This is a genomic window from Mesorhizobium sp. WSM4904 (genome assembly GCF_029674545.1).
Taxonomy (GTDB): Bacteria; Pseudomonadota; Alphaproteobacteria; order Rhizobiales; family Rhizobiaceae; genus Mesorhizobium.
Map to the genome: position 1 here is coordinate 952227 of NZ_CP121354.1, position 19745 is coordinate 971971.

Here is a 19745-nt window from a genome sequence, read left to right on the forward strand (position 1 = left end):
TGGACCAGAGGCCACGTCAGCCAGTTGCTAGCGTGCCCTGGCTGGCCGCGCTATAGGGTCTTCGATCCATCCCGCAGGGGCGAGCAATGTCCTTCATTCCCGACACCACGACGCTGATCCAGTTCGCCATCGCCACGATAATCCTGGCGATCACGCCGGGGCCGGACATGACGCTGTTCGTGTCGCGCACGCTGAGCCAGGGCCGCGCCACCGGCTTCGCCTCGATGGCCGGGGCGCTGTGCGGCACGCTGATCCATACCACGCTGGTGGTGGTCGGCGTCTCGGCGCTGATCGTGGCCTCGCCGATGGCCTTCTTCGCGCTGAAGATCTTCGGCGCCGGCTATCTCGTGTTCCTGGCCTGGCAGGCGGTGACGAAGGGCTCGGCCTTCTCGCCGGAGAAGAAGGAAGGGCCTCGGATCTCTTTGCTCCGCAGCTGGGCGGCCGGGCTCGGCGTCAACCTGCTCAATCCGAAGATCATCCTGTTCTTCATGACCTTCCTGCCGCAATTCGTCTCCGCGCATGATCCCAACGCGCCCGGAAAGCTGTTTTTCCTCGGCGTCATGTTCATCGCGCTGTCGATCCCGGTGACGGCGCCGATGGTGCTGGCGGCGGAGAAGTTTTCGGCGGCGATGAAGGCGAGCCCGCGCGTGACGCGTGTGGTCGACTATCTGTTCGGCGGCGTGTTCTCGGCCTTCGCGCTCAAGATCCTGACTGCACAGGCGAAGTAAGCCTACGCCGATCTCAGGTTTCCGGATCGGTCAGCGGCTCGCGGCGCCAGCTGCCGGCCCGGCGGCCGGCCGAGAGCCAGTAGAAGATGCCGCCGACCATGCCGCTGCCGATCAACGCGAGCCTGACATTGTTGTCGGCGACATCGAAATCGCCGTCGCCGAGATTATGCGCGAAGCCGAGGAAGACGATGGCGATGACGGCGCCGCCCAGCGCGTAAAACAGCCAGTCGCGCCGTCCCAGCACTTCGGCGATCAGGATGACGACCGCCGCCGGCATGAAGCCGAAATAGGCGACGAACAGCGCCAGGAAAGGCACCGAAAAATAGAGCGCGGGCGCGATCGTCGGGTGTCCTGGCTCCGGCGCGTAGCCGAAATAGCCGAGGAAAAGCACGTTGAGGAAGGCGCTCGCCGCCAGCGAGGCGACGAGATAGCCGATGAGGATGGCGGCGAAGCGGACGAGATAGGCGACGATACGCCTCACGCCTCGCCGTGCCCCGCGATCATCATGGCTTCCAGCGCCAGGCGGTCCACCTTGCGCATCCGCTCCGATTCCGACTTCAGCTGGCCGCAGGCAGCCAGGATGTCGCGGCCGCGCGGCGTGCGGATCGGCGAGGCATAGCCGGCGTTGTTGATGTAATCGGCGAACTTCTCGATCGTCTCCCAGTCCGAGCTCTGGTAGTTGGTGCCGGGCCAGGGGTTGAACGGGATCAGGTTGATCTTAGCCGGAATGCCCTTCAAGAGCTTCACCAGCGCCTTGGCGTCGTCGAGGGAATCGTTGACGTCCTTCAGCATCACATATTCGAAGGTGATACGGCGGGCGTTCGACAGGCCGGGATAGGCGCGGCAGGCGGCGATCAGCTCCTTCAGCGGGAACTTCTTGTTGATCGGCACCAGAAGGTCGCGCAGGTCGTCGTTGGTGGCGTGCAGCGAGATCGCCAGCATGACGCCGATCTCCTCGCCGGTGCGGGCGATCTCCGGCACCACGCCGGAGGTCGACAGCGTGATGCGGCGCTTCGACAGGGACAGGCCATCGCCGTCGGAGGCGATCAGCAGCGCCTTCTTCACCGCCTCGAAATTGTAGAGCGGCTCGCCCATGCCCATCATGACGATGTTGGAGACTTTTCTGCCCTCGGCCGGCACGATGGCGCCGTCCGGCGTGTCGCGGTCGGGGAAGTCGCCGAGACGGTCGCGCGCGGTGAGCAGCTGCGCCAGGATTTCCTCCGTCGTGAGGTTGCGCACCAGCTTCTGCGTGCCGGTGTGGCAGAAGGAGCAGGTCAGCGTGCAGCCGACCTGCGAGGAGATGCAGAGCGTGCCGCGCCCTTCCTCGGGGATATAGACGGTCTCGATCTCGACCGGCCGGCCGGCGCCGCGCGGCGGGAAGCGGAACAGCCATTTGCGCGTACCGTCGGAAGATATCTGCTCCTCGACGATTTCGGGCCGGGCGACGGTGAAATGCTTGTCGAGCTCGGCGCGCAGTTCCTTGGAGATGTTGAACATGTGGGCGAAGTCGGAGACGCCGCGCACATACATCCAGTGCCAGAGCTGCTGGGCGCGCATCTTGGCCTGGCGCTCAGGCACGATGCCGGCCTCGACGAGGGCGGCGCCAAGCTCGGCGCGGGTCAGGCCGATCAGCGACGGCTTCTCCGTCGCTGCAGCACGAGCGCGCAAGGCATCGCGCGCGCCTTCGGCGGTCAGATCGAATGAAAGGGTCATGGTTGCGCCAATATAAGCGGTTTGCGGCCGATTTCAGCATCGTGCCTGAAATGAAGCGCGGCGCATAGCACAGGTTGCAGGCGGAGTCATGGGGCGGGGCTTCCCTTCTCCCCTTGTGGGAGAAGGTGGATCGGCGCGCAGCGCCGAGACGGTTGAGGGGTGTTCCAGGAAACGCCAGCGTCTCACTCCGCTGGAGCACCCCTCATCCGACCGAGCTTCGCTCGGCCACCTTCTCCCACAAGGGGAGAAGGGAGAGGCGCCGATCGGCAACGACCTTACTCTTTGTATCCGGTCTTCGGCGGTGACCGCTGACGTGCGCGCCATCTTCGGTCCGATCACATAGTCGTGTTGGCGTAACGCTTCGCCACCCGGCGGCGAAATCTGAAAGGGGCAATTGTGCCCCGCGCAAAACGGGAGTGAGCAGAATGCATTCGATCAAGCTTGTCGCGATTGCCGGCCTTGTCGGCCTGTCCGTCTCGCCGGCGTTTGCCGAGGACACGATGGGAACCATGACGATGATGAAGGCAGGACAGGTGACGGCGATCATGCCCGACGGCCACATGGGCACCATGATGCCGGACGCAAAAATGAGCAGCGAAATGATGAAGTCGGCCAAGCCGATCAAGCACTGCATGATGATGATGACCGATGCCAAGGGCAAAGCCTACATGATCGACACGTCGACCAAGAAGGCACAGGCCGAATGTGAAAAAATGGCCATGTGAGCCAGCCGGATCCCGCCGGCGCGACGCGGGCGGGATCCGGCATCGTCGATCGAGCGCTCTTGGTGAAGCGCTCTTGGGGAATTGCCGGTGAGGGCTTGGCCGCGAGCGCAACCAGCCTGACCGACGGGCTTGATCGGCTGCCTCAGTGTGCTAGGCCGGATCATCACCAAGAGGGCGCAGATGGCCGGCATATCGCGAAGACACCCCATGCTGCGGCGCTCGCAGGCAATATGGGGGTCGCGGCGCGTCTGGCAGCCGCGCCTGGTGTTCTGGGCCGGCGCCCTCTCGATCGGATTGATCAGCGTGCTGTTCGCAATGCTGGCCGACCGGGCGCAGGCGCTGTTCCACGTCGTCACAGCCGGCGATGGCGGCTGGCGCTTCTACCTGCCGCTTGTCTTGACTCCGGCGGGCTTCGTGCTTTGCGCCTGGCTTGCCCATTCCTTCTTTCCGGGATCGCAAGGCAGCGGCATTCCGCAGGCGATCGCCGCCCGCCACCTGCGCGACGACGAAGACCGCGGGCACCTCCTTTCGCTTCGCCTGGCGGCAGGCAAGATCGCGCTCACCGTGTTGGGCCTGTTCTGCGGCGCTTCGATCGGCCGCGAGGGGCCGACGGTGCAGGTCGGCGCCTCGCTGATGTTGCAGGCCGCGCGCTGGGGCGGCATGGCGCAGGCGCGCGGCCTGATCCTGGCCGGCTCCGCCGCCGGCGTCGCCGCGGCCTTCAACACGCCGCTTGCCGGCATCGTCTTCGCCATCGAGGAGATGGGCCGCGCTTACGAGTCGCGCACCAACGGGCTGGTTCTGACCGCGGTGATCCTTGCCGGCCTTGCCTCGCTCGGCCTGCTCGGCAACTACACCTATTTCGGCGTCGCCAGGGATACGGTGGCCTTTGCCGCCGACTGGCCGCTGGTGGTCGCCTGCGGGGTCATCGGCGGCGGCTTCGGGGCGCTTTTCTCGCTGTTGGCGCTGAAGATCACGCGCCGCATCCGGCGCTGGAACGCTCTGCAGCCATTGTGGCGCGCGCTGCTCGTGGCAGGAATCTGCGGGCTGGCAGTTGCCGCGATCGGCCTTGTCTCGGGCGGCCTCACCTTCGGCACCGGCTACGCGCAGGCCCGTGGCGCCATCGAAGGCGCGCCGCTGCCGGCATTCTTCTTCCTGGAAAAATTCGCGGCCGGGGTGCTTTCGATGGTGTCGGGCATTCCGGGCGGCATCTTCGCGCCGTCGCTGGCGGTGGGCGCCGGTCTCGGCAGCACGCTCGGCCTGGTCTTCGGCGCCGGCACCGGTCTCGCCGCGCTGCTCGGCATGGCCGGCTATTTCGCCGGCGTCGTGCAGGCGCCGATGACGGCCTTCGTCATCATCCTCGAAATGACCGGCAACCACGACAATGTGATCGCGCTGATGTGCGCGGCGGTGCTGGGCTACGGCACGGCGCGGCTGATCTCCAACGAGCCGCTCTATCACGCGCTGTCGCGCGTCTTCATCGCCGAGGCGATCCGGCGGCGCAGGGCCGCCGAGCATCCAGGCTGAAAAAGCCGGACTTGCGGTCCGGCTTTGCCTCAAGGCAGGGTTTTGCTTTCGCCTACTTGCACTTGGCGATCGAGGCCAGCGCGGCCGAGATACCCTTCAGCGAAAAGACATAGGATGTCGGATTGCCTCGCCCCGACTTGGCCGACACTTTCATGTCGGTGCCAGTCTTCATGGCGGCGATCAGCACCGGCTCCTCGGCGGCGTTCTCGACCCAGGCCGACTTGCCGCGGGTGAACATCGAGAAGGTCTTCTTGTCGATGGTGACGGTGGCCTTGGAGCCTTCCTGGAAGTTGTAGCCGGCGATGAACTGCGGCTCGTAGGAGACCTGCTGCCCCGGACGCTGGCTGACGAAGAAGAACATGTCGCCATGGTCGAGCGACGGCGGCTGCTTGTCGGTCGGCACGGTCAGCACATAACAGACCTTGCCGCCAGCCGACTGATAGCTGTAGGTGCCCCAGGCATTGTGCTGGCCGATCTTGGTCGCCTGCTGTGCCAGCGCCGGCGCCGCGAAGGCGGCCACCAGGACCAGGCTGGAAACTATAGCAATCAATCCGCGCATCGTTCTTCCCGTATTCCCAAATGGTGCGGAGGCGGGCCGCCTGGCGTCCTGCCGTCGCTTCATTTTGATTTAATCAGGGTTACCAAACGGTGAATTTTCCTCAAGAAAAGGAGCCTCACCCCAGGAAACCGCCGCCTTTCGCGCCGCCGCTTCGGAGCGGCGGTCGCGATGTCCCGGCGCGAACTTGGAGGGTACGAAAGCGGCAAGAGTTTGTCTTCTCGCGCGGGCGGTTTCGCGGTCTCGTTGCAACGGCGCGGAGCCGGTCCTCGCTCCGGGGCTGAAGCGCGTCGCGATCCTTCGGATTCGTTCCGCACGCTTCAGGCTTTTGATTTTGCGCATGTGCTTGTCCCGAAGTCCCGAAACCGGTTCCCACTTCGGGAGACATGCTTTAGCCCTTGTCGGCCAGGGCGTCCCTGGCCGCCTGCCGGTGTGCGGGCGTGATGTGGGCGCTGACGGCGGTGATCGCGGCGGTCAGCACGGCGAGGTCGTCGGTGAAGCCGAGACCGAGGACGAAGTCGGGAATGAAGTCCACCGGCAGCACGAAATAGCCGAGCGCGGCCAGCAGGATGCCCTTGGCGCGCAGCGGCGTGTCCCTGTCCATGGCGCAATAATAGGCGGCGACCACCTCGTCCATGAACGGGATCTGCCGGGCGGCCTTCTTGGCGGTGCGCCAGAATTTCTCGCGCACCTCGCCCTCGCCGGCGAGCTTGTCGCCAAAGCCGAAGAAATCAAAACCGGAGTCCTGCGCCATCAATGTCTCCTTGGCCGCGCGACCTTGCGTGCCGGCCCGCCGCGGGAGATGTGGTGAAAGCGGGGGGCTGCTACAAGAGTTGGGCGTTGTGCTGGCCCCAGAATCGAACTCGGCAGCATTGGCCGTGGGTAAGCCGAGTTGGCAATCGCTACCTACGTTGGAGATTGGCCGGAATATCCCTCCCATCGTCATTCTATGGCGAAGCAAGGAGCGGAGCGACGCGGCGTAGACCATAGAATCCATGCCATTACTTTCGAGAGCCGCGACGGTGCGGAATTCTGCCCCGCTGCATACTACGGCAGATGTCATGGCATGGATCTCAGGGTCTCCGCGACGCCGCTGCGCGGCTGCTTCGCCCTGGGATGACGACGTCGAGGCCGTGTCCTCGCCCTACCCGAAATACCGGTTCATCCGCTTGGCGAGCTCGATGTCGAGCGCCGTGACGCCGCCTGCATCATGGGTATTCAGCGTCACGTCGACGGTCTTGTAGGCGTTCGACCAGTCAGGGTGGTGGTCCATCTTCTCGGCGGCTAAAGCCACGCGGGTCATGAAGGCGAAGGCTTCGGAGAAGTTCTTGAAGCCGAAGCTGCGTTTGATGGAGGCGCCGTCGGCGGCCAGCGACCAGCCTTCGAGTTCGGTAAGCGCGGTGGCGATCGCCTCCTTGCTGAGCTTTTCCCTGGTCATGTCGGGTTCCTGTGCTATTCGAAATTGAAACAACCATAGCGCCGGATCGATGAGCGCAAAGCCCATAAAATCCATTCTGTTCGTTTGCCTGGGCAACATCTGCCGCTCGCCTTTGGCCGAAGGCGTGTTTCGAGCCGTGCTGGCCGAGCGCGGGATGACCCGCGATATCGTGCTCGATTCGGCCGCCACCAGCGGCTGGGAGGTCGGCTCCGCTCCCGATCCGCGCTCGATCGCGGTCGCCGCAAGCCACGGCATCGACATTTCCGGACAAAGGGCGCGCAGAATAGCGCCGGAGGATTTTTCGCGCTTCGACCTGATCCTCGGCATGGACCGCTCGAATGTGCGCGATCTCAAGGCGCTGGCACCGCAGGCCGGGCGCGACCGTATCCATCTCTATCTGAAATTTGCGACCGGAGCGGAACGGGACGTGCCGGATCCCTATTACGAGGACCAGCAGGCCTTCGCCGCCGTCTACCGCATGATCCGCGAAGCGTCGGAGGCGCTGGCGAAGCGGCTGGAGGCGCGCGCGTCGGCGCCGGTCAAGGGCCAGGCTTCCTCGACGATGTAAGGGCCGCCGCCGACCGAATCGCGCGACGACATCAGTACGAAGCGGCCGACGCGGAAAGGCAACGCTGAAAAGTTGCCGCGCGCCGAAAGATATTGCGCGACGTCCGCCGGGCTCGAATTGCGCAGGCGCGCAAGCGTCACATGCGGCGAGAACTTGCGCGGATCGGCCGGCAGGCCGAGCCGCTGGCAGATGCGGTCGATCTCGCCCTGCAGCGCCGTAAGGTCCGGCGAGACGGCGACGCCGGCCCACACCGCATGCGGCTTCTTGCCGCCGAAGGCGCCGACGCCGGAGAGCGCCAGCTGGAAAGAAGGGCGGTGGATGCGATCCAGCGCGTTGGCGATCTCGTCGGCGACATGGCCTTCGACATCGCCGATGAAGCGCAGCGTCAGATGATAGTTTTCGACGTCGATCCAGCGGGCTCCGGGAAGGCCGCCCCGGAGCAGGGACAGCGAAAGAGCGGCATCACGCGGAATTTCGAGGGCGGTGAAAAGACGTGGCATGGGAAGCCTCCTGTCCTCGAATCGAAACTCTCATCCCTAGCGAATCATCGATATCCGCGCGGAGCAAGCAGTTTGTTGTCCACAAAGTTTCCCCAAGGGAAACCGTGGTATTCCAGCCTCACCAAAGCGCATCGCGATCTTTCAGGTTCGCTCAGCGCTCCATCTCTTTGACGCATTTCCGGACGGAAAACCGTTTCACACTTTTCCTGGAATTGCTCTAGGTTTTTGATTTTGCGCATGTCCTTGTCCGAAATCGGTTCCCACTTTCGGGGGACATGCTTTATGCGCCGCCATCGGCGGCAATTGCCTTCTCGACAGTGGGCAGGATGCGCTCGACGATCACTTCGACGCCCTTGGGGTTGGGGTGCAGGCCGTCCTCGAGCTGCAGGTCGGGATGGCTGGCTACGCCGTCGAGAAAGAACGGATAGAGCGGAACATCGTATTTCGCGGCGAGCCCCGGATAGATCGCATCGAAGGCCTGCTGGTAGCCGGTGCCGAGGTTGGGCGCCGCGCGCATGCCGGCAAGAAGCACGGCGATCTTGCGCTGTTTCAGCTTCGCCAGCATAGCGTCGAGGTTCTTTTCGGCGATGTCGGGCGAGACGCCGCGCAGCATGTCGTTGGCGCCGAGCTCGAGGATCACAAGCCGGGTGCCGTCCGGCACCGACCAGTCGAGCCGCGCCAGCCCGCCGCTCGTGGTGTCGCCGGACACGCCGGCATTGGCGACGGCGACGTCATGGCCTTTCGCCTTCAGCGCCGCCTGAAGCCTGTCGGTAAACCCCTGACCCGGACCGAGACCGAAGCCTGCCGTCAGGCTGTCACCGAAACCGACGATCTTGAACGTCTCGGCGCGCGCCGACGAAATGGCGCCGCAAACCGCAAGGAAAAGGATGAGGGCTGCGGCAAGAGTATGTTTGAAAGCCATGCGGCGAGCCCCATATGACCGAAACAATCCCCGGGAGGAGGCGTTCTCGTCTCCTTTTTCCACCATATAGGACGCTTTCACCGTGACAGAAGCCGTCATCGCATTGAGGGATGTCTCGCTGACGCTCGGCGAGGGAGCTTCCTCGGTCCATGTGCTGAAAGGCGTCAGTCTCGATGTGGCCGCCGGCGAAGCCACCGGCATCGTCGGCCCGTCGGGCTCCGGCAAGTCCACCTTGCTGATGGTTCTGGCCGGGCTGGAAAGGGTCGATGCGGGAACAGTGCGAATCGCCGGCGAATTGCTCAACGGCAAAAGCGAGGATCGGATTGCATCGTTCCGGGGGCGAAACATCGGCATCGTCTTCCAGTCCTTCCACCTCATCCCCAATATGACGGCACTTGAAAATGTCGCGGTGCCGCTGGAGCTCGCCGGCCATGCCGACGCGTTCGGCGTGGCGGCGCGGGAACTCGCGGCGGTCGGCCTGAGCGACCGTGTGACGCACTACCCCGGAGAGCTCTCGGGCGGCGAGCAGCAGCGCGTGGCGATCGCCAGGGCGCTGGCGCCTTCGCCGCGCATCCTGATTGCCGACGAGCCGACCGGCAATCTCGACCAGGCGACGGGAAAGCAGATCGCCGACCTCTTGTTCGCCAAGGCGGCCGAGCGCGGCATGACGCTGGTGCTGGTCACGCATGATCCGGCGCTTGCGGCCCGCTGCTCGCGTCAGGTGTCGATGCGCTCGGGGCGGATCGAGGATGCGCCGCTGCTTAAAGTGACCGCGTAACGCCATGGCGAACGGAGCCCCCTCATCCGGCCCTTCGGGCCACCTTCTCCCCGAGGGGAGAAGAGATCGCCAGCGTCGGCGCAAACCTCTTCTTCTCCCCGCCGGGGAGAAGGTGGCCGCGAAGCGGCCGGATGAGGGGGCCGCCTGGCTTCGCACGCTGAAGCTCGCCATCCGCTTCTCGCTGCGCGAGATGCGCGGCGGCCTGTCCGGCTTCATGATCTTCCTTGCCTGCATCGCGCTCGGCGTCGCGGCGATCGGCGGCGTTAATTCGGTGGCGCAGGCGATCACCGCCGGCGTCGCCAACCAGGGCCAGACGCTGCTCGGCGGCGATCTGCGCTTCCAGATCAACCAGCGCAGCGCTACGCCTGCCGAACTCGGCTTCCTCGGCAGCCTGGGCACGGTGTCGCTGAATTCGGGTATGCGCTCGATGGCGCGGCTCGAGGACGGCTCAGACCAGGCGCTGGTCGAAGCCAAGGCGGTCGACGACGCCTATCCTCTCTACGGCACGCTGGAAACCGATCCGCCGCTGCCGAAGAAGGAGCTGCTCGGCGAGAGAGCGGGCATTTTCGGCGCCGCCGCGCCCGATCTTTTGTTCGACCGGCTCAATCTGCATATCGGCGACCGGCTGAAGCTTGGCGGCGCCACTTTCGAGCTGAGGGCCAGGCTGATCAGCGAGCCGGACGCGATATCCGACGGTTTTGGATTCGCGCCGCGGCTGATGATCTCGAACGACGGACTTGCCGCATCCGGACTGGTGCAGCCCGGCAGTCTGGTCGAGAACGCCTATAAGCTGCGGCTGCCCGCCGGCGCCAGCGAGGCGCGGATCAAGGAAATCCAGGCCGCGGCGGCGAAGGAATTTCCACAGTCCGGCTGGTCGATCCGCACGCGCAGCAACGCGGCGCCTGCGCTCTCCTCCAATATCCAGCGCTTCTCGCAATTCCTGACGCTGGTCGGGCTGACGGCGCTGGTGGTCGGCGGCGTCGGCGTGGCGAACGCGGTGCGCGCCTATCTCGACGGCAAGCGCGGCGTCATCGCCACCTTCAAGAGCCTCGGAGCCTCCGGCGGCTTCGTCTTCACAGTCTATCTCGTGCAGATCCTTTTGATTGCCGGCCTCGGCATCGTGCTCGGCCTGGTCCTGGGTGCCGCCATGCCGTTCGCGGCGAGCGCGCTTCTGCAGTCGGTGATCCCGGTGCCGGCGGAGGGCGGCTTCTACGCGAGCGCACTCGCCATGGCCGCGCTCTTCGGCCTCCTGGTGACGCTGGCCTTCGCGCTCTTGCCGCTTGGGCGCGCCCGCGACGTGCCGGCGACGGCGCTGTTCCGCGAGATGGGTTTTGAGAGCCGCGGCCTGCCGCGCCTGCCCTATGCCGGCGCTGCTCTCGCGATCGTGCTCGGGCTGGCGGCTTTGGCCATATTTTCCGCCGACGACCGGCGCATCGCCTCGATCTTCGTCGGCGCCACGGTCTTTGCCTTCCTGGTGCTGCGGCTGGTGGCGGCGCTGGTGCAATGGATGGCCCGGCGAAGCCCGCGCGTGCGTTTCGTGTCGCTTCGGCTGGCGCTCGGCAACATCCATCGTCCCGGCGCGCTGACGCCATCGGTGGTGCTGTCGCTCGGGCTCGGTCTGACGCTCCTGGTGACGCTGGCGCTGATCGACGGCAATCTCAGGCGGCAGATTTCCGGCAGCCTGCCGGAGCGGGCGCCGAACTTCTTCTTCGTCGACATCCAGAGCAGCGATGTCGACGCTTTCGCCGGCCTGGTCGAAAAGGAGGCGCCGCGGGGAACGCTGGTCAAGGTGCCGATGCTGCGCGGCCGCATCATGGCGCTCAACGGCGTCGACGTCGACAAGGTGAAGATCCCCGCCGACGGCGCCTGGGTGCTGCGCGGCGATCGCGGCCTGACCTATGACGCCAAGCAGCCGGAGAACGCCACGCTGACCGAAGGCGCGTGGTGGCCGCAGAATTATTCCGGCGAGCCTCTGGTGTCGTTCTCGGCCGAGGAGGGCAAGGCGATCGGGCTGAAGCTCGGCGACACCGTCACCGTCAACGTGCTCGGCCGCAACGTGACGGCGAAAATCGCCAATTTCCGTCAGGTCGAATGGGAAACCATGGGCATCAATTTCGTCATGGTGTTCTCGCCCAACGCCTTTGCCGGTGCGCCGCATGGCTGGCTGGCGACGCTGACCGACAAGGGCGCCACCACGGCAGACGACGCGCGGCTGCTCAACGCCGTCACGCGCGCATTTCCGGCGGTGACGACGGTCCGCGTCAAGGACGCGCTCGACATCGTCAACCGGCTGGTCGCGCAATTGGGCACGGCGATCCGCGCCGCCGCCGGCGTGGCGCTGATCGCCTCGGTGCTGGTGCTCTCCGGCGCTCTGGCCGCCGGCAACCGGGCGCGCATCCATGACGCGGTGGTGCTGAAGACGCTCGGCGCGACGCGCAGGACACTGATTGCGGCCTTCTCGCTGGAATATGTGCTGATCGGCCTTGCGACGGCGCTGTTCGCACTTGCCGCGGGCGGCGTCGCGGCATGGTTCGTCGTCGCGCACATCATGACGCTGCCATCGCACTTCATGCCGCAGGTCGCGGTCGCGACGATCCTCGTCTCGCTCGGCGTCACCGTCGGCATCGGCCTCGCCGGTACCTGGCGGGTTCTCGGCCACAAGGCGGCGCCGGTGCTGCGCAACCTCTGACCCGGCGAGCGCTGGAGCAGGTTCGACCTGGTTAAATCTTTGTAAGAATGCCGGGCCGAAACGGCCAAAACCCGGCCTTTTGCCTTCTCACGAAGCGTTACGCCCCGTTACCGTCTTGTCCTTGACGTCAAGAACCATCATATTTCTGCGCAGGCATGCTGGAGCCCCGCCAGCGGCGCCTGGTCCAAAGGGCATCCCAAGCGGTCGTCCTGGGCGACCTGTCACCGGACGGGGCAGAAGCAACAGAGGATTTCCAATGGCTGATCCCATTCGCAACTACCAGACGTCCGCCGCCCCCGGCGCGCGCGTCGATATCGATCAGGGCCTGCGGGCCTACATGATCAAAGTCTACAACCTAATGGGGCTTGGCCTGCTCATCACCGGCCTTGCCGCCTGGGGCGCGTTTCAACTCGCCGTCACCGGCGACGGTCAGCTCACGGCCTTCGGCCAGCTCATCTATGCAAGCGCGTTCCGCTGGGTCGTCATCCTGGCGCCGCTGGCTGCGGTGATGTTCCTGTCATTCAGGATCCAGTCGATGAGCGTGGCGGCGGCGCAGACCACGTTCTGGGTGTATGCCGGCCTTGTCGGCCTGTCGCTGTCGACGATCTTCCTCGTCTATACCGGCACCAGCATCACCCAGACGTTCTTCGCCACGGCCGCGGCCTTCGGCGCGCTGTCGCTCTATGGCTACACGACCCGGCGTGACCTGACGGCCTTCGGATCGTTCCTGATCATGGGCGTGATCGGCCTGCTGATCGCGATGATCATCAACATCTTCCTGGCGTCGTCGGCGCTGGCCTTCGCCATCTCCGCAATCGGCGTGCTGGTGTTCGCGGGCCTGACCGCCTATGACACGCAGCGGATCAAGGAGATGTATTTCGAGGGCGACGTCTCGGACGTGGCCGGCCGCAAGGCCATCATGGGCGCGCTGCAGCTCTATCTCGACTTCATCAACCTGTTCATGTTCCTGCTGCAGTTCATGGGCGACCGCCGCTAAAGGCAGTTACCCGGTCTCACTGGACCATAGACTTCGAAAGGGCGGCCCAACGGCCGCCCTTTCTTTTTGTGCAGCCCTCTGCTGTTATCAAGGCAGGAAAACGAAATGCACAAATTATGAGCAATACAGCGATCAGAGCCGCGACGGCGGCCGACCTTGACCGAATCACGGAAATCTACGCCGACGCGGTCACGCACGGCACTGCGAGCTACGAGCTGGAGCCGCCCAACCGCGCCGAAATGGGCAAACGCTTCGAGAGCTTAGCGGCAGGCGGCTTTCCCTATCTCGTGGCGGAGAAGGACGGCACCGTGCTCGGCTATGCCTATGCCGGACCGTTTCGGCCGCGCCCCGCCTATCGGTTCGTCGTCGAGGATTCGGTCTATGTCGCGCCCGAGGCCAAGGGCCAGGGCGTGGGCTTCCTGCTGATGAAGGCGCTGATCGAGGCGGCGCGTGCGGCAGGCTTCCGCCAGGTCATCGCGGTGATCGGCGACGGCCACGCGGACAGCGTCTCGGTGCGGCTGCACGAGAAGCTCGGGTTCTACCATTCCGGACGCCTGGAAGGGTCGGGCTACAAGCACGGGCGCTGGCTGGACACGGTGTTCATGCAGCTGCCGCTCAACGGTGGCGCAGAGCTGCCGCCGGATCCGGAATCGCTGCCGGAGCGGAGATTCAGGCTCGGAGGGAAATGAGGTAACGGGAATGAAGAATCGAGAAAAACAATTCATATCAGGCGTTTAGCGCCTCTTTTCCTCAATTCTTCAGTTCTTCAATTCCCCTGTTCCTCTTCCCGGCTCAGGCCTCGACCAGCTTCAGCTTGGAATCGAAGACGCCGAGCACGCGGCCGAGTTCCTGGCCGCGCTTCAGGATGCGTCCGCCCGCGGCTATGACGGCGAAAGCGCCTTGGCGACGCGCCAGTTTCGGGTCCTTGACGATCTGGAACAGCGGCACTTCGCTGGCGCGGCGGAAGACCGAAAAGACGGCGCGATCGGAGAGATGGTCGATCGCATAGTCGCGCCATTCATTGGCCGCCACCATGCGCCCGTAAAGCCTCAGGATCTGGTCGAGCTCGCGCCGGTCGAAGCGCACCGGCTGGTCGAGGCGTGCGCTGCGCGCCTCATGCAACGGGATCAATATTCCGGATGCTTCCCCATCCTCCGTCCCGCTGCTGTGATCGGTCATGCCTCGATCCTTCGATTGATCTTGCGCAGCCAAGGTTCGCGCTTTCGCAGCCGAATTGCAAGGGCCGGCGACGCAGGCGGGCGTCGCGCGGTTTCCGCAAGGTCCAGTCACGTTTGCGAAACGTGTGTTGTCATTGGTGATGCTTCGCCACATTCTCGCCACAAATTATCCGCGCTCATGCCCCAATCTCCGACGAGTTTACCCGCGTTGCCTGAGACGGTTCGGTCCGGCACCGGCTCGTAAACCCCAAGCCCCCCGCCCACGGGTCAGCGTCGGATCGAACCAACCTCGGTTTTTCCTTGGAAAAATCAGGTGCGACGATCCCAAAACCTGAATGACCGGCGTCAGAAGCAAGCTGACGCCGGTTTTTTATTGGCTCCCCCCTTCTCCCCTTGTGGGAGAAGGTGTCGCCGAAGGCGACGGATGAGGGGTGCTCCAGGGAACGCCAACGTCTCACTCCGCTGGAACACCCCTCATCCGTCTCGGCGCTGCGCGCCGATCCACCTTCTCCCACAAGGGGGAGAAGGGGTTATGGCTTGCGAATGAATGCGGCGCCCAGGATCGGACCGGGCATGCCGTCCTTGCCGACGGACTGCAGCAGCACCGCGCAGCCGCCCTTCTTGGAGATCTCGGTCATCGGCAATTCGTAGCGCTGCGCCTTGCCGTGCCACATGCCGGCGGTCTGGATGTCGGAGACGGCGTTCCAGTAGGTCAGGCTGCGGCCGCTGTTCTCGCCCTGGCCGATCTTCACCATCTGCGGCGGATCGAAATAGACGATCACCACATGGGCGTCGGCCGGGCCATTGCCGGCGTCGCCCGCGTCAATCGTGACGCGGTCGCTGGTGCGGCTCACCTTGATGCCGACCCGCATGCCCTCGCCGGTCCTGTCCATCCGGGCCAGCGCGCCGTCGACGTCCTTGCGACTGGCGCCGTTGACATGGCTGCGGCCGTTGATGACGGCCTGCGGCGTATAGACCGAGCGGCTGCCGAAGGAGCGCATGTAGTCGTACTGCCGGTCGGTGTTCTTCTTGTTGCTCAGCGTGTCCTGCCAGCCCAGATAGTCCCAGTAATTGACGTGGTAGGCGAGCGCGACGATGTTTTCCTTGGCGGCCAGCTCGGCGAAGAATTCATCGGCCGGCGGGCAGGAACTGCAGCCCTGGCTGGTGAAGAGCTCGACCACGCCCAAGGGCTTCTCGGGCTCGCTTGCCAGCGCGGCACCGGCAAACGTTGAAAGGGCCAGCGCAAATGCCGCAAGCCGCAATGGTCCTCGAGATGCCATGACTGTTCCGATTCCCGCCGGTGACGCCGGCCTTGTTCTGATTGCTAAAATATGTGGCAGAACGGACAGTCAACGGGAAGTCACGTTGCGGTGAAATTTAGGCATCGCAACCGCAGATAAGGCGGCACCAGGAGCGCGGCTGCATTTTTCGATGCGGTTCGATTTCGGAGCCGCATCATCGCCATGTGGTAAAGTTTACCAATGCCGCCCGATCTCTATTGCGTGCGAACCGGATCAGGACTTCGAGCCGGGCCGGCGAATGCTTGGCTGGCGGCGGTTTAATTAATTAGGGAATGGCCAGTAGGGCAGTAGGGCAGTAGGGCAGTAGGGCAGTAGGGCAGTAGGGCAGTAGGGGTACCTTTTCCCTACTCCCTTACTGCCCTATTCCCTTGCTGCTTTAGGCAGCAAGATCGCGCAGTACGTATTGCAGGATGCCGCCGTTCTTGAAGTAGTCGAGCTCGTCCAGCGTATCGATGCGGCAGACGATCGGCACGTTCTTCACCGTGCCGTCGCCATAGGTGACCTTGGCGACCATCTTCTGGCGCGGCTTGATCGCGTCCAGCCCGTCGATCTCGACCAGCTCGTCGCCCTTGAGGTTGAGGGAAGCCCATGAGGTGCCGTCCTCGAAGACGAAGGGGATGACGCCCATGCCGACCAAGTTCGAGCGGTGGATGCGCTCGAAGGACTGGGCGATGACCGCGCGGACACCAAGCAGATTCGTTCCCTTGGCCGCCCAGTCGCGCGAGGAGCCGTTGCCGTATTCGACGCCGGCGAAGATCACCAGCGGCACGCCTTCCTTCCTGTATTCCATCGCGGCGTCGTAGATCGACATCTCCTCCTTCGAGGGGTAGTGGATCGTGTAGCCGCCCTCGCGGCCGTTCTCGCCCAGCATGTGGTTGCGGATGCGGATGTTGGCGAAGGTGCCGCGCATCATCACCTCATGGTTGCCGCGCCGCGTGCCGTACTGGTTGAAGTCGGCGACGCCGACGCCATGCTCGGTGAGATACTTGCCGGCCGGCGACGCCGCCTTGATCGAACCCGCCGGCGAGATGTGGTCGGTGGTGATCTTGTCGCCGAAGAGACCGAGCACCCGCGCGCCCTTGATGTCGCCGACCTTGCCGAAGGCGCGGCCCATGCCGGCGAAATAGGGCGGGTTCTGCACATAGGTCGAATGGTCGTCCCAGGCATAGGTCTGGCCTTCCGGCGCCTTGACCTTCTGCCAGTACGCGTCGCCTTTGAAGACGTCGGCATATTTGCGGGCGAAGAGCTCGCGCGTGACGTTCTTCTCGATGAACTCCTGGATCTCGGCCGAGGTCGGCCAGATGTCCTTGAGATAGACCGGCTTGCCGTCGCTGCCTTCGCCGAGCGGCTCGGTGGTGAGGTCCTTGGTGACGGTTCCGGCCAGCGCATGCGCCACCACCAGCGGCGGCGAGGCGAGGTAGTTGGCCTGCACGTCCGGCGAGACGCGGCCTTCGAAGTTGCGGTTGCCGGACAAGACCGCGGCAGCGATCAGGCCCTTGTCATTGATGGTTTTCGAGATCGGCCCCGGCAGCGGGCCGGAATTGCCGATGCAGGTTGTGCAGCCGAAGCCGACCAGGTTGAAGCCGATCTGGTCGAGTTCCTTCTGCAGTCCGGACTTCTCCAAATATTCGGCCACCACCTGGCTGCCGGGGGCGAGCGAGGTTTTCACCCACGGCTTCTGCTTGAGACCGCGCCGGTTGGCATTGCGAGCCAAAAGCCCGGCGCCGATCAGCACGCTCGGATTCGAGGTGTTGGTGCAGGAGGTGATGGCGGCGATGACGACGTCTCCATGGCCGAGATCGTAGGAGGCGCCTTCCACCGCGTAGCGCTTCGAAATCTCGGCGGCCTTCTTGTACTCGGTCTCCATCGCCTTGGCGAAGCCGGCGGGAATGTCCTGCAGCGCGACGCGACCCTCGGGGCGCTTCGGGCCGGCCATCGACGGCACGACGTCGCCGAGGTCGAGCTCGAGCAGGTCGGTGAAGACTGGATCGGGCGAGCCGGCGTCGCGCCACATGCCTTGCGCCTTCGAATAGGCCTCGACCAGCGCGATGCGGTTCTCGTCGCGGCCGGACATCGTCAGATAGCGGACAGTCTCGCTGTCGACCGGGAAGAAGCCGCAGGTGGCGCCATATTCCGGCGCCATGTTGCCGATGGTCGCGCGGTCGGCCAGCGTCATGTTGGAGAGGCCGGGACCGAAGAATTCGACGAACTTGCCGACGACGCCCTTCTTGCGCAGCATCTGGGTGACGGTGAGCACGAGGTCGGTGGCGGTGACGCCTTCCTTCAGCTTGCCGGTGAGGCGGAAGCCGATGACTTCCGGCAGCAGCATGGAGACCGGCTGGCCGAGCATCGCGGCCTCGGCCTCGATGCCGCCGACGCCCCAGCCGAGCACGCCGAGGCCGTTGATCATGGTGGTGTGCGAATCGGTGCCGACGCAGGTGTCGGGATAGGCGGTGGTCTCGCCGTCCTCGCTATTGGTCCACACCACCTGTCCCAGATATTCGAGGTTGACCTGGTGGCAGATGCCGGTGCCGGGCGGCACGACGCGGAAGTTGCGGAAGGCCTGCTGGCCCCATTTCAGGAATTTGTAGCGCTCTTCGTTGCGCTCATATTCCAGCTCGACGTTACGGGCGAAGGCCATCGGCGTGCCGAACTCGTCGACGATGACGGAATGGTCGATGACGAGGTCGACCGGCACCAGCGGGTTGATCTTCTCCGGATCGCCGCCGAGCGCCTTGATGCCGTCGCGCATGGCCGCGAGGTCGACCACGGCCGGAACGCCGGTGAAATCCTGCATCAGCACGCGGGCCGGGCGGTACGCGATCTCGACACCGGCGGTGCCCTTGTCGCTCAGCCACGCGGCGACCGCCTGAATGCTTTCCTTGGTGACGGAACGGCCGTCTTCGTTACGCAAGAGGTTCTCCAGCAGCACCTTCATCGAATAGGGCAGCTGGGCGATACCGTTAAGGCCGTTCTTCTCGGCCTCGGCGAGGTCGAAATAGACATAGTCCGCGCCACCCACGGTCAGGGTGCGGCGGCATTTGAAACTGTCGAGGGATTTTGACACGTGCGATCCGTCCTTGTCTGTTCAGCCTGAAAGGGAACGGACGCCGATGGCATGCAATCACGCGCAAAGGTGCGGGTACGGCCATTTCCGCTGTCCGCTCCCAAGCAACCCGAGCCGTTCAAGGCGGCGCGTGCGCTGGTTCGGCGCTAATTCTTCTCCCGCGCCGACCGCTGGCACGGATGAACCGCATATAGAGAATTTCCTGGAATAGTTCTAGACAGTCGAAAGGCAAATTTGTGCGATGCGGCGGCGGCCGCGAAACGGTGCTTTCGGGACAGGCAAGAATGCGGCTGATCGCCGAAAATCTGGGCGGCGAGCGCGGCGGCGAGATGGTCTTTTCCGGCATCGGATTCGCGCTCGAAAAGGGCGAGGCGCTCATCGTCACCGGGCCGAACGGCGCCGGCAAGTCGACGCTTCTGAGGGTCGTCGCCGGTCTGCTGCCGACAGCCGAAGGCAAGGTGAAGATCGAGGGCGGCGGCGAGGATTTTCCCTCGGTCGCTTCGGCCTCGCACTATCTCGGCCATCTCAATGCGATGAAGACGGCGCTCACGGTGGAAGAGAATCTGGGCTTCTGGCGCGCTTTCCAGGGTGAGCCGGGGTTGGATGTGGAGGAGGCGTTGGAGACGGTCGGGCTGGGAGGAATTGGCCACCTGCCGTTCGGCTATCTTTCGACCGGGCAAAGGCGGCGGGCTTCGATCGCGAAGCTTCTGGTCAGCCGCCGGCCGATATGGCTTCTCGACGAGCCGACGGCCGGACTGGACAAGGCGTCGGAGGAAAGGTTTGCAGGGTTGATGAGGGAGCATCTGCGGGATGGAGGAATCGTGGTGGCAGCGACGCATCTGCCGCTGGGGCTCGAAGGGGCGAAGGCGTTGAGGATGGGTGACTGATGTTGGCGCGAGGTACCCCCCTCTGGCCTGCCGGCCATCTCCCCCTCAAGGGGGGAGATCGACAGTTCGGGCGCCGCGCTAGCCTTGCTACGTTGGAGATTGGCGAAGGCCGGGGTGACATCCAATCTCCCCCCTTGAGGGGGAGATGGCCGGCAGGCCAGAGGGGGGTGCCCG

At 64.6% G+C, this 19745-nt stretch carries 21 protein-coding genes; 9 read left to right on the forward strand and 12 right to left on the reverse strand.

Annotated features, from left to right (window positions below; genetic code table 11):
- Positions 1-86: 86 nt before the first annotated feature.
- The gene (locus tag QAZ47_RS04485; protein WP_278232662.1) at positions 87-728 is read left to right on the forward strand and encodes a LysE family translocator; all 642 of its coding nucleotides are present in this window, start codon (positions 87-89) and stop codon (positions 726-728) included.
- A 13-nt stretch (positions 729-741) separates the two neighbouring features.
- Here the strand turns inward: QAZ47_RS04485 and QAZ47_RS04490 are convergent, their stop codons facing one another.
- Both QAZ47_RS04490 and rlmN read right to left on the reverse strand, forming a co-directional pair.
- The gene (locus QAZ47_RS04490) at positions 742-1209 is read right to left on the reverse strand and encodes a hypothetical protein (RefSeq protein WP_278232663.1); all 468 of its coding nucleotides are present in this window, start codon (positions 1207-1209) and stop codon (positions 742-744) included.
- Positions 1206-2441 (reverse strand): 23S rRNA (adenine(2503)-C(2))-methyltransferase RlmN, encoded by a 1236-nt coding sequence (gene rlmN, locus QAZ47_RS04495; protein ID WP_278232664.1) that lies wholly within the window; start codon positions 2439-2441, stop codon positions 1206-1208. The genes QAZ47_RS04490 and rlmN overlap by 4 nt, the downstream gene beginning before the upstream one ends.
- A 425-nt stretch (positions 2442-2866) precedes the next feature.
- Between rlmN and QAZ47_RS04500 the strand changes: the two genes are divergently transcribed.
- Both QAZ47_RS04500 and QAZ47_RS04505 read left to right on the forward strand, forming a co-directional pair.
- Positions 2867-3166, forward strand: a complete 300-nt coding sequence (locus QAZ47_RS04500; protein WP_278232665.1) for a hypothetical protein — start codon at positions 2867-2869, stop codon at positions 3164-3166.
- Between the two features lie 180 nt (positions 3167-3346).
- A complete protein-coding gene (locus tag QAZ47_RS04505; protein WP_278232666.1) occupies positions 3347-4690 on the forward strand; it encodes a chloride channel protein in 1344 nt (447 codons plus the stop codon).
- 52 nt (positions 4691-4742) lie between these two features.
- On the opposite strand, the gene QAZ47_RS04510 is transcribed toward QAZ47_RS04505, so the two are convergent.
- From QAZ47_RS04510 to QAZ47_RS04525, 4 genes are all read right to left on the reverse strand, one after another.
- Positions 4743-5249, reverse strand: a complete 507-nt coding sequence (locus tag QAZ47_RS04510; protein ID WP_278232667.1) for an invasion associated locus B family protein — start codon at positions 5247-5249, stop codon at positions 4743-4745.
- A 69-nt stretch (positions 5250-5318) separates the two neighbouring features.
- Positions 5319-5588 carry a hypothetical protein gene (locus QAZ47_RS04515; protein ID WP_278232668.1) on the reverse strand — a complete coding sequence of 90 codons (270 nt, stop codon included), beginning with the start codon at positions 5586-5588 and terminating at the stop codon, positions 5319-5321.
- Positions 5589-5637: 49 nt separating this feature from the next.
- The gene (locus tag QAZ47_RS04520; protein ID WP_278232669.1) at positions 5638-6000 is read right to left on the reverse strand and encodes a YkvA family protein; all 363 of its coding nucleotides are present in this window, start codon (positions 5998-6000) and stop codon (positions 5638-5640) included.
- 390 nt (positions 6001-6390) lie between these two features.
- Positions 6391-6684, reverse strand: coding sequence for a 4a-hydroxytetrahydrobiopterin dehydratase (locus QAZ47_RS04525; RefSeq protein ID WP_278232670.1), 294 nt, complete (start codon positions 6682-6684; stop codon positions 6391-6393).
- Positions 6685-6733: 49 nt separating this feature from the next.
- Here QAZ47_RS04525 and QAZ47_RS04530 point away from each other — a divergent pair, with 49 nt between their 5' ends.
- Positions 6734-7252: a low molecular weight protein-tyrosine-phosphatase gene (locus QAZ47_RS04530; protein WP_278232671.1), complete on the forward strand. Its 519-nt coding sequence runs from the start codon at positions 6734-6736 to the stop codon at positions 7250-7252.
- Here QAZ47_RS04530 and thpR read toward each other — a convergent pair.
- From thpR to QAZ47_RS04545, 3 genes are read right to left on the reverse strand one after another with little or no spacing between them, the layout of a single operon-like run.
- Entirely contained in the window at positions 7156-7752 is a 597-nt protein-coding gene (gene thpR / locus QAZ47_RS04535) for an RNA 2',3'-cyclic phosphodiesterase (protein ID WP_278205800.1), read from the reverse strand. The genes QAZ47_RS04530 and thpR overlap by 97 nt on opposite strands.
- Positions 7753-7796: 44 nt before the next feature.
- Positions 7797-7991, reverse strand: coding sequence for a hypothetical protein (locus tag QAZ47_RS04540; RefSeq protein ID WP_278232672.1), 195 nt, complete (start codon positions 7989-7991; stop codon positions 7797-7799).
- A gap of 41 nt (positions 7992-8032) precedes the next feature.
- Complete coding sequence (locus QAZ47_RS04545; protein ID WP_278232673.1) at positions 8033-8674, reverse strand: arylesterase; 642 nt, start codon at positions 8672-8674, stop codon at positions 8033-8035.
- A gap of 82 nt (positions 8675-8756) precedes the next feature.
- Here QAZ47_RS04545 and QAZ47_RS04550 point away from each other — a divergent pair, with 82 nt between their 5' ends.
- The 4 genes from QAZ47_RS04550 to QAZ47_RS04565 all read left to right on the forward strand — a co-directional run bounded on the left by QAZ47_RS04550 (position 8757) and on the right by QAZ47_RS04565 (position 13827).
- Positions 8757-9452: an ABC transporter ATP-binding protein gene (locus QAZ47_RS04550; RefSeq protein WP_278205802.1), complete on the forward strand. Its 696-nt coding sequence runs from the start codon at positions 8757-8759 to the stop codon at positions 9450-9452.
- 190 nt (positions 9453-9642) lie between these two features.
- Positions 9643-12141 carry an ABC transporter permease gene (locus QAZ47_RS04555; RefSeq protein ID WP_278233775.1) on the forward strand — a complete coding sequence of 833 codons (2499 nt, stop codon included), beginning with the start codon at positions 9643-9645 and terminating at the stop codon, positions 12139-12141.
- Between the two features lie 256 nt (positions 12142-12397).
- Positions 12398-13138, forward strand: a complete 741-nt coding sequence (locus QAZ47_RS04560) for a Bax inhibitor-1/YccA family protein (protein WP_278205803.1) — start codon at positions 12398-12400, stop codon at positions 13136-13138.
- A 116-nt stretch (positions 13139-13254) separates the two neighbouring features.
- Positions 13255-13827, forward strand: a complete 573-nt coding sequence (locus tag QAZ47_RS04565; protein WP_278205804.1) for a GNAT family N-acetyltransferase — start codon at positions 13255-13257, stop codon at positions 13825-13827.
- A gap of 103 nt (positions 13828-13930) precedes the next feature.
- Here QAZ47_RS04565 and QAZ47_RS04570 read toward each other — a convergent pair whose 3' ends face one another.
- The 3 genes from QAZ47_RS04570 to acnA all read right to left on the reverse strand — a co-directional run bounded on the left by QAZ47_RS04570 (position 13931) and on the right by acnA (position 18684).
- Positions 13931-14317 (reverse strand): DUF2794 domain-containing protein, encoded by a 387-nt coding sequence (locus QAZ47_RS04570; RefSeq protein WP_278205805.1) that lies wholly within the window; start codon positions 14315-14317, stop codon positions 13931-13933.
- A 529-nt stretch (positions 14318-14846) separates the two neighbouring features.
- Complete coding sequence (locus tag QAZ47_RS04575) at positions 14847-15596, reverse strand: thioredoxin family protein (protein ID WP_278077836.1); 750 nt, start codon at positions 15594-15596, stop codon at positions 14847-14849.
- 397 nt (positions 15597-15993) lie between these two features.
- Complete coding sequence (acnA, locus tag QAZ47_RS04580) at positions 15994-18684, reverse strand: aconitate hydratase AcnA (RefSeq protein WP_278205806.1); 2691 nt, start codon at positions 18682-18684, stop codon at positions 15994-15996.
- 284 nt (positions 18685-18968) lie between these two features.
- Here acnA and ccmA point away from each other — a divergent pair, with 284 nt between their 5' ends.
- Positions 18969-19571, forward strand: a complete 603-nt coding sequence (gene ccmA, locus QAZ47_RS04585; protein WP_278205807.1) for a heme ABC exporter ATP-binding protein CcmA — start codon at positions 18969-18971, stop codon at positions 19569-19571.
- Positions 19572-19745: the final 174 nt, after the last annotated feature.